This is a genomic window from Pseudorhodoferax sp. Leaf267 (genome assembly GCF_001422405.1).
Taxonomy (GTDB): Bacteria; Pseudomonadota; Gammaproteobacteria; order Burkholderiales; family Burkholderiaceae_C; genus Pseudorhodoferax.
On sequence record NZ_LMMV01000007.1, the window covers coordinates 59669 to 66924 of the forward strand.

At 70.1% G+C, this 7256-nt stretch carries 7 protein-coding genes and 1 pseudogene; 6 read left to right on the top strand and 2 right to left on the bottom strand.

The window, feature by feature from the left end; genetic code table 11:
• Window positions 1-55: 55 nt before the first annotated feature.
• From ASF43_RS11380 to ASF43_RS11405, 6 genes are all read left to right on the top strand, one after another.
• Window positions 56-1588: a sugar ABC transporter ATP-binding protein gene (locus ASF43_RS11380; protein WP_056180612.1), complete on the top strand. Its 1533-nt coding sequence runs from the start codon at window positions 56-58 to the stop codon at window positions 1586-1588.
• Entirely contained in the window at window positions 1585-2562 is a 978-nt protein-coding gene (locus ASF43_RS11385; protein WP_056180614.1) for an ABC transporter permease, read from the top strand. The genes ASF43_RS11380 and ASF43_RS11385 overlap by 4 nt, the downstream gene beginning before the upstream one ends.
• Window positions 2562-3572 (top strand): LacI family DNA-binding transcriptional regulator, encoded by a 1011-nt coding sequence (locus tag ASF43_RS11390; protein ID WP_056180617.1) that lies wholly within the window; start codon window positions 2562-2564, stop codon window positions 3570-3572. Before ASF43_RS11385 ends, ASF43_RS11390 begins: the two co-directional genes overlap by 1 nt.
• Window positions 3569-4507: a ribokinase gene (locus tag ASF43_RS11395; protein ID WP_056180619.1), complete on the top strand. Its 939-nt coding sequence runs from the start codon at window positions 3569-3571 to the stop codon at window positions 4505-4507. The genes ASF43_RS11390 and ASF43_RS11395 overlap by 4 nt, the downstream gene beginning before the upstream one ends.
• Entirely contained in the window at window positions 4504-4890 is a 387-nt protein-coding gene (gene rbsD, locus ASF43_RS11400) for a D-ribose pyranase (RefSeq protein ID WP_056180628.1), read from the top strand. Before ASF43_RS11395 ends, rbsD begins: the two co-directional genes overlap by 4 nt.
• Before the next feature lie 96 nt (window positions 4891-4986).
• Window positions 4987-6003, top strand: coding sequence for an aldo/keto reductase (locus tag ASF43_RS11405; protein WP_056180631.1), 1017 nt, complete (start codon window positions 4987-4989; stop codon window positions 6001-6003).
• Window positions 6004-6006: 3 nt separating this feature from the next.
• Here ASF43_RS11405 and ASF43_RS11410 read toward each other — a convergent pair whose 3' ends face one another.
• Together ASF43_RS11410 and ASF43_RS30710 are read right to left on the bottom strand one after the other, a co-directional pair.
• A complete protein-coding gene (locus ASF43_RS11410; RefSeq protein ID WP_056180640.1) occupies window positions 6007-7128 on the bottom strand; it encodes a nucleoside hydrolase in 1122 nt (373 codons plus the stop codon).
• Between the two features lie 11 nt (window positions 7129-7139).
• Window positions 7140-7256: pseudogene (locus ASF43_RS30710) on the bottom strand (sugar ABC transporter substrate-binding protein); the annotation flags it as partial.

Below are 7256 nucleotides of genomic sequence, written 5' to 3' on the forward strand. Positions count from 1 at the left end.
TGCCGGCCGAGATCAAGACCGACGTGGTGCTGGTAACCAAGGACAGCAAGTAAGCATGGCGCAGCACCCGCCCGTCCTTTCGCTGCAAGGCATCGGCAAGGAATACGCCGCGACCGTGCTCGACGGCGTGAGCCTCGATCTGCACGCCGGCCAGGTGCTGGCGCTGACGGGCGAGAACGGCGCGGGCAAGAGCACGCTGTCCAAGATCGTCTGCGGCCTGGTCGCGCCCACGCGCGGCAGCATGCAATTGGGCGGCCAGCCTTTCGCGCCACGCTCGCGCCGCGAGGCCGAGGCTCAGGGCGTGCGCATGGTCATGCAGGAGCTGGGCCTGGTCTCCACACTCACGGTCGCCGAGAACCTGCTGCTGGGCCGCCTGCCGCACCGCGCCGGCTGGCTGCAGCGCGGCCGGCTGCGCGCACTGGCCGAACGCCAGCTCGCCCGCATCGGCCTGACCGATGTCGACCCCGACATGCCGGTGTCGCGCCTGGGCATCGGCCACCAGCAGATGGTGGAGATCGCGCGCAACCTGCAGGACGACACACGCGTGCTGATCCTGGACGAGCCCACCGCGATGCTGACCGCCCGCGAATCCGAGCGCCTGTTCGCGCAGATCGCGCAGCTGTCGGCGGCCGGCGTGGCGCTGGTCTACGTCTCGCACCGCCTCGAAGAACTGCGCCGCATCTGCGACCGCGTGGCCGTGTTGCGCGACGGCCGCCTGGTCGACGATCGGCCCATGGCCGGCGTCAGCGAGGCCGACCTCGTGCAGCGCATGATCGGCCGCGCGCTGGACGACGACGAAGACCGCCCGCGCCGCCCGGCCGGCCCCGTCAAGCTGCGCTTGCGCAACCTTTCCCGCGGCACGGCCGTGCGCGACGTGAGCCTGGACCTGCATGCGGGCGAGGTGTTCGGCATTGCCGGCCTAGTCGGCTCGGGCCGCACCGAGCTGCTGCGGTTGATCTACGGCGCTGACCAGGCCGAGCAGGGCAGTGTGGAACTGCTGGAAAACGGCCAGCCGCAGCCACCCTGGTCCAGCCCCATCGAGGCCGTGCGCCGCCGCATCGGCCTGGTCAGCGAAGACCGCAAGTCCGAAGGCCTGCTGCTGCCGCAACCGATCCGCGTCAACACTACGCTGAGCGACCTGCAAGCCGTGGCCAGTGGCGGCTGGCTGCAGCCGGCCAAGGAGACCGACATCGTGCGCGGCCTCGTGCGCAAGCTGCGCGTGCGCTGCCGCGACGAGGAGCAACCGGTGGCAGCCCTCTCGGGCGGCAACCAGCAGAAAGTGGTCTTCGCGCGCTGGCTGCACCGCGACTGCGAGGTGCTGCTGCTCGATGAGCCTACGCGCGGCGTGGACGTGGGCGCGCGCGCCGACCTCTACGCCGAGCTCGAACGCATGGCGGCCGACGGCCGCGCGCTGCTGATGGTCTCCAGCGACCTGCGCGAACTGATGGCCATGTGCGACCGCATCGGCGTCATGAGCGGCGGGCGCCTGGTGCAGGTGTTCGAGCGCGGCGCCTGGACCGAACAATCCCTGCTGGCCGCTGCGTTCAGCGGCGTCAGCGAACAACGATCCGAGGAGACTTCGGCATGAGCGCCGCACTACCCACCACGCCACGCAGCGGCCTCAACGCCCAGCTCGGCACCTACCTCGGCCTGGCCGTCGTGCTCATCGGCATGGTCGCGCTCTTCAGCAGCCTGTCGCAGTACTTCTTCACCTTCGACACCTTCGTCGCCATCGTCAACGAAATCCCGGCGCTGGCGGTCATGGCGGTCGGCATGACCTTCGTGCTGATCATCGCCGGCATCGACCTCTCGGTCGGCTCGGTGCTGGCGCTGAGCGCGGCGCTGTCCGCGATGGCCGTGCTGCAGTGGGGCTGGCACCCGGTGGCCGCGGGCCTGCTCGGCCTGGGCGCCGGCGCGCTGTGCGGGCTGGTGCTGGGCTCGGTGTCCGTGGCCTGGCGGCTGCCGTCCTTCATCGTCTCGCTGGGCATGCTCGAAGTCGTTCGCGGCTCGGCCTACCTGGTGACAGGATCGCGCACGCAGTACGTGGGCGAGCGCATCGCCGGCCTGGCCGCGCCGCTCGTCGGTGGCGTGTCGGTGGCCTTCCTGCTGGCGGTCGTGCTGGTCGTCGTCGGGCAACTGGTGCTCACGCGCACCGTGTTCGGCCGCAGCGTGGTCGGCATCGGTACCAACGAGGAGGCCATGCGCCTGGCCGGTGTGGACCCGCGGCCGGTACGCATCATCGTGTTCACGCTGACCGGGCTGCTGGCCGGCCTTGCGGGCCTGATGCAGGCGGCGCGCATGGAGGCTGCAGACCCGAACGCGGGGCAGGGCATGGAGCTGCGCGTGATCGCGGCCGTGGTCATCGGCGGCACCAGCCTCATGGGCGGGCGTGGCTCGGTCGTCAACACCTTCATCGGTGTGCTCATCATCGCGGTGCTGGAGGCCGGCCTGGCCCAGGTCGGCGCCAGCGAGCCGAGCAAGCGCATCATCACGGGCTGCGTGATCGTGGTCGCCGTGATCGTCGACACCCTGCGCCAGCGGCGCGCCAACCGGGCGCACTGATGGCCACCATCAAGGACGTGGCCCGCCACGCGAACGTGTCCGTGACCACCGTCTCGCACGTGGTCAACAAGACCCGATTTGTCAGCGACGATGGGCGCGCGCGCGTGGAGCAGGCCATCCGCGACTTGGGCTACGTGCCCAGCGCGGTGGCGCGCAGCCTGCAGCGCAGCGCCACCAGCACGCTGGGCATGCTCATCCCGAACAGCTCGAACCCGTACTTCGCCGAGATCGTGCGCGGCATCGAAGACCGCTGCTTCGGCGCCGGCTACAACCTTCTGCTGTGCAACACCGACGACGAACCGCGCCGCCAGGGCATGGTGCTCCAGGTGCTGGCCGAGCGCCGCGTCGATGGCTTGATCGTGGTGTCCTCCGGCGAAGACCCGGCCCTGCCCGAACTGCTGAGCGGCCTGCGCGTGCCCACCGTGATGGTGGACCGTGAGATCGACACCTTGCCCTGCGACCTGGTCGAAACCGCGCACATGCAGGGCGCGCTGCTGGCCGTACAGCACCTCACGACCCTGGGCCACCGCCGCATCGCCTGCATCGGCGGGCCGGCTGGCGTGGCCACGGCCGACCAGCGGGTGGAAGGCTGGCGGCTGGCACTGGCTGGCATTGGCCTGGCCAGCACGGACCTGCTGCACACTGGCGATTTCACGAGCGAGGGCGGCTATGCCGCGATGCACGCCATCCTGCGGCAGGCGCCGCGGCCCAGTGCCGTGTTCGCGGCCAACGACCTCATGGCCATCGGCGCGCTGTGCGCCGCGCACGAATGCGGTGTGGCAGTGCCCGACGATCTGTCGCTGGTCGGCTTCGACGACATCGAGCTGGCGCGCTTCACCTGCCCACCGCTCACCACCGTCGCCCAGCCCAAGCAGCGCATCGCCAATCTGGCCGTGGACATGCTGCTCGAGCGCATCGAGGGCCGGCGCCAGGAGCCGCGCAAGGTTGTATTGCAGCCCGAGCTGCGCGTGCGCGCATCCAGCGCGCCCTACCGGGAGCCCGCCGCATGACGCCCACCCCCACCATCGTCGTGCTCGGCAGCCTGAACATGGACTTGCTGCTGCGCGTGCCGCGCGCCCCCGAAGCCGGCGAGACGCTGCTCGGCCATTCGCTGGCCCTGCTGCCTGGCGGCAAGGGCGGCAACCAGGCGGTGAGCTGCGCACGGCAGGGCGCGCACGTGCGGCTGCTGGCGCGCGTGGGCCGCGATGCCGACGGCCAGGCGCTGCAGGACGCGCTGGCGCGCGACGGCATCGCACTCGACGCGCTGCAGGTGGACGACACCGAGGCCACAGGCCGCGCGCTGGTCATGCTGGAAGACTCGGCGCAGAACCGCATCGTGGTGCTGCCCGGCGCGAACGCCACGCTGCAGCTGGACGATGCGGACCTGGCAAGGCACCTGCAAGGCGCCAGCTTCCTCGTCACGCAACTCGAGTCGCCGTTGCCGGTCGTGCTGCAAGCCGTCGCCGCCGCGCGCCGGGCCGGCTGCCGCGTGCTGTTCAACCCCTCGCCGATGCTGCCGCTGCCAGACGGGTTGTGGCCGCAGCTGGACACGCTGGTCGTCAACGAGGTCGAGGCAGCGGCCTATGCCGGCTGCGCCGTCTCCACGCCGGCCGAGGCAGTCGTGGCCGGCCAGGCCTTGCGCGCGCGTGGCGTCGGCCGCGTGGTCGTCACGCTGGGCGCCCTCGGAGTGGTCACGGTGGAGCAGGGTGGCTGCCGCTTGCAGCCCGCGCTGCGCGTGCAGGCCGTTGACACCACGGCCGCGGGCGACACCTTCGCCGGCGCGTTGGCCGTGGCCCTGGCCCAGGGGCAGGACCTGGCCGCGGCCACCGCACGTGGCGTGCGCGCGGCAGCGGTCTGCGTGACACGGGTCGGCGCACAGGTCTCGATCCCGACCGCGGCCGAGGTCGATGCCCAACCCGCCGCCCCCGCGGCCAGCACGCCATGAAGCACACGACCCTGTTGCATGCCGAGCTCTCGCGCGTCATCGCCGGCATGGGCCATGGTGACCTGCTGGTCATCGGCGACGCCGGCCTGCCGATCCCGGCCGGGCCGCTGCGCATCGACCTGGCGGTCATGCGCGGCGTGCCGCGCTTCGCCGACGTTCTGCAGGCCGTGCTCAGCGAGCTGCAGGTCGAGCGTGCCGTGATCGCGCAGGAGGCCGCGGCCGGTGCCATGCCCACCTGGTGCCAGCCGCTGGAGCCCACCCCGGTTCAACAGGTGTCCCATGCCGAGCTGAAGCAGCTGTGCATGGGCGCCCAAGCCATGGTCCGTACCGGCGAGTGCACGCCCTACATGAACGTGTTGCTCTACGCAGGCGTGGCCTTCTGAGCGCGTCGCAGGCGCCTGCGAAGTCGTGGACGCACGCGGCCTCTTGAAGCCACGGCATGAAAACAGCCATGATCGCTCCCTCAACAGGAGAGCACCATGGCACTGAAAGACATCCTCCCCGCCAAGACGCTGGGTTTCGGCACCGCCCCGCTGGGCAATATGTTCCGCGCCATTCCCGAAGCGGAAGCCCAGGCGACGGTGGACGCCGCGTGGAACGACGGCATCCGCTACTTCGACAACGCGCCGTTCTACGGCGCAGGCCTGGCCGAGATCCGCATGGGCGAGGCGCTGGCGCAGCGCCCGCGCAACGAGTACGTCATCAGCACCAAGGTCGGCCGCCTGGTGCTGGACGAGGTGGAGGACGTGAACACGCGCGACCAGGGCGAAAAAGGCGAGGTATTCAAGCACGGCCGGCCCAACAAGGTCGTCAACGACTACTCGGCTGACGCCACGCTGCGCTCCATCGAGGACAGCTTGAAGCGCCTGAAGACCGACCGCATCGAGATCGTCTGGGTGCACGACGTGGCGCAGGACTTCTATGGCGACGAATGGCTCGGCGTATTCGAGAGCGCACGCAAGGGCGCATTCAAGACGCTGGACCGGCTGCGCGACGAGGGCGTGATCCAGGCCTGGGGCCTGGGCGTGAACCGGGTCGAGCCGATCGAGCTGCTGCTCGGCCTGGAAGGGCCGCGGCCCGACGGCTTCTTGCTGGCGGGGCGCTACACACTGCTGGACCACGCCAGCGCGCTGCAACGCGTGATGCCCAAGGTGGCGGCCAAGGACCTGGGCATCGTGGTGGGCGGGCCGTACAGCTCGGGCGCGCTGGTGGGCGGGCCAAACTTCGAGTACGCGCCGGCCACGCCGCAGATCCTGGCCCGGGTCGCGGCCATCAAGGCGATCGCCGACCGCCATGGCGCGACGATGAAGGCGGCCGGCCTGCAGTTCGCGCTGGCGCATCCAGCCGTGGCCGCGGTGATCCCGGGTGCCAGCCAGCCTGGCCGCATCGCCGAAGACCGCGCCGCCCTGCAAGCGGCGGTGCCGCTCGCGTTCTGGCAGGAGATCCGCGCGGCTGGCCTGGTCGACCCGGCGGCGCCGCTGCCGGGTGGTGCCTGAACTTCAGGGAATCGGCACGGGCCGCGTCAGCAGGTCGACATAGAACTCGAAGAAGCGCGGGTTGTCGAACTTCTTGACCACCTTCATCTTCTGCAGCGTCGGGCCGGCCGGCTGAGTGGCGTAGCCGATGGACTGGCCGTTGTTGGCGGCGCCGGGCGCGTTGACCACGTCCACGTATTCCTCGCTGACCTCGGTTGCGTACTTGGGGTCCATCAGGTAGGCGATGGTCAGCGTGTCCCAGACGTCCATTTCGTAGTTCGGGTCACCCTCGAAGCCCACGCCATTGAAGCCTGGGCCCATGACCTCCTGGAACTGCCGCGTGACGGCGGTTTGGCGCACGCCACGGACGACGCGGTTGTAGATCGGCGTGGTCAGCTGCACGGTGTCGGTCACGTCCAGCGGCACCACCACCTGCGGCACGGGCTGGCGCACCACGTACTGCGCGGCCTCGGGGTCGAACCACCAGTTGAACTCGGCGGTCTTGGTCGTATTGCCTGGCACGTGCACCGCCCCGCCCATGTAGATGATCTGCTTGATCAGCGGCACGATCTCGGGCGCCTTGCGCATGGCCTTGGCGATGTTGGTCAGCGGGCCGATGGCCAGGATGGTGACTTCGCGCGGGTTGGCCTTGATGGTGTCGATCAGGAAGTCGACCGCGTTCTGGGGCTGCAGCGTCGTGGTCGTCGCCAGGCCGTCCGACGGCGCGACCAGTTCGGCAGCGGTCGGTGCCGTCTTCTGCACGCTCCAGGCGCCGTAGTAGCCGTCGTTGGCCGCACCGGCCGCCAGCTCCTGCTCGATCGTGGCCCAGTCGTGCGACAGCGCGTAGTTCTCGCCGGCATAGACGGGGATGCGCTGGCCCATGCCGACGCGCTCCATGGACTTCAGCGCCTCGAGCACGCCCTGGTCCCGCCACTTGTTGCCCGAGACCACGGTGATGCCCAGCACCTGCAGCTTGCCCTCGGCCTGCAGCTGCGCGGCCATCACGCCGAGCTGGCCGTCGTCGCTCATGGTGTTGTAGTCGGCGTCGATGATGATCTTGGGCGGGGCGTCGTCGTCGCTGCCGCCGCAACCGCCGAGCACCAGCGCAATGCTGGCCACCACGGCCCAGAAAAGTCGTCTTTGCATGTCCAGCCCCTTCATTTGGAATCCTTGGTCACCAGCACCACGTCGGTCTTGATCTCGGCCGGCATGCCGCTCTGCGGCGTCTTGGCGGCCAGCGCCTTCAGCGCCGTCTCGATGCCGAACACCGCCTG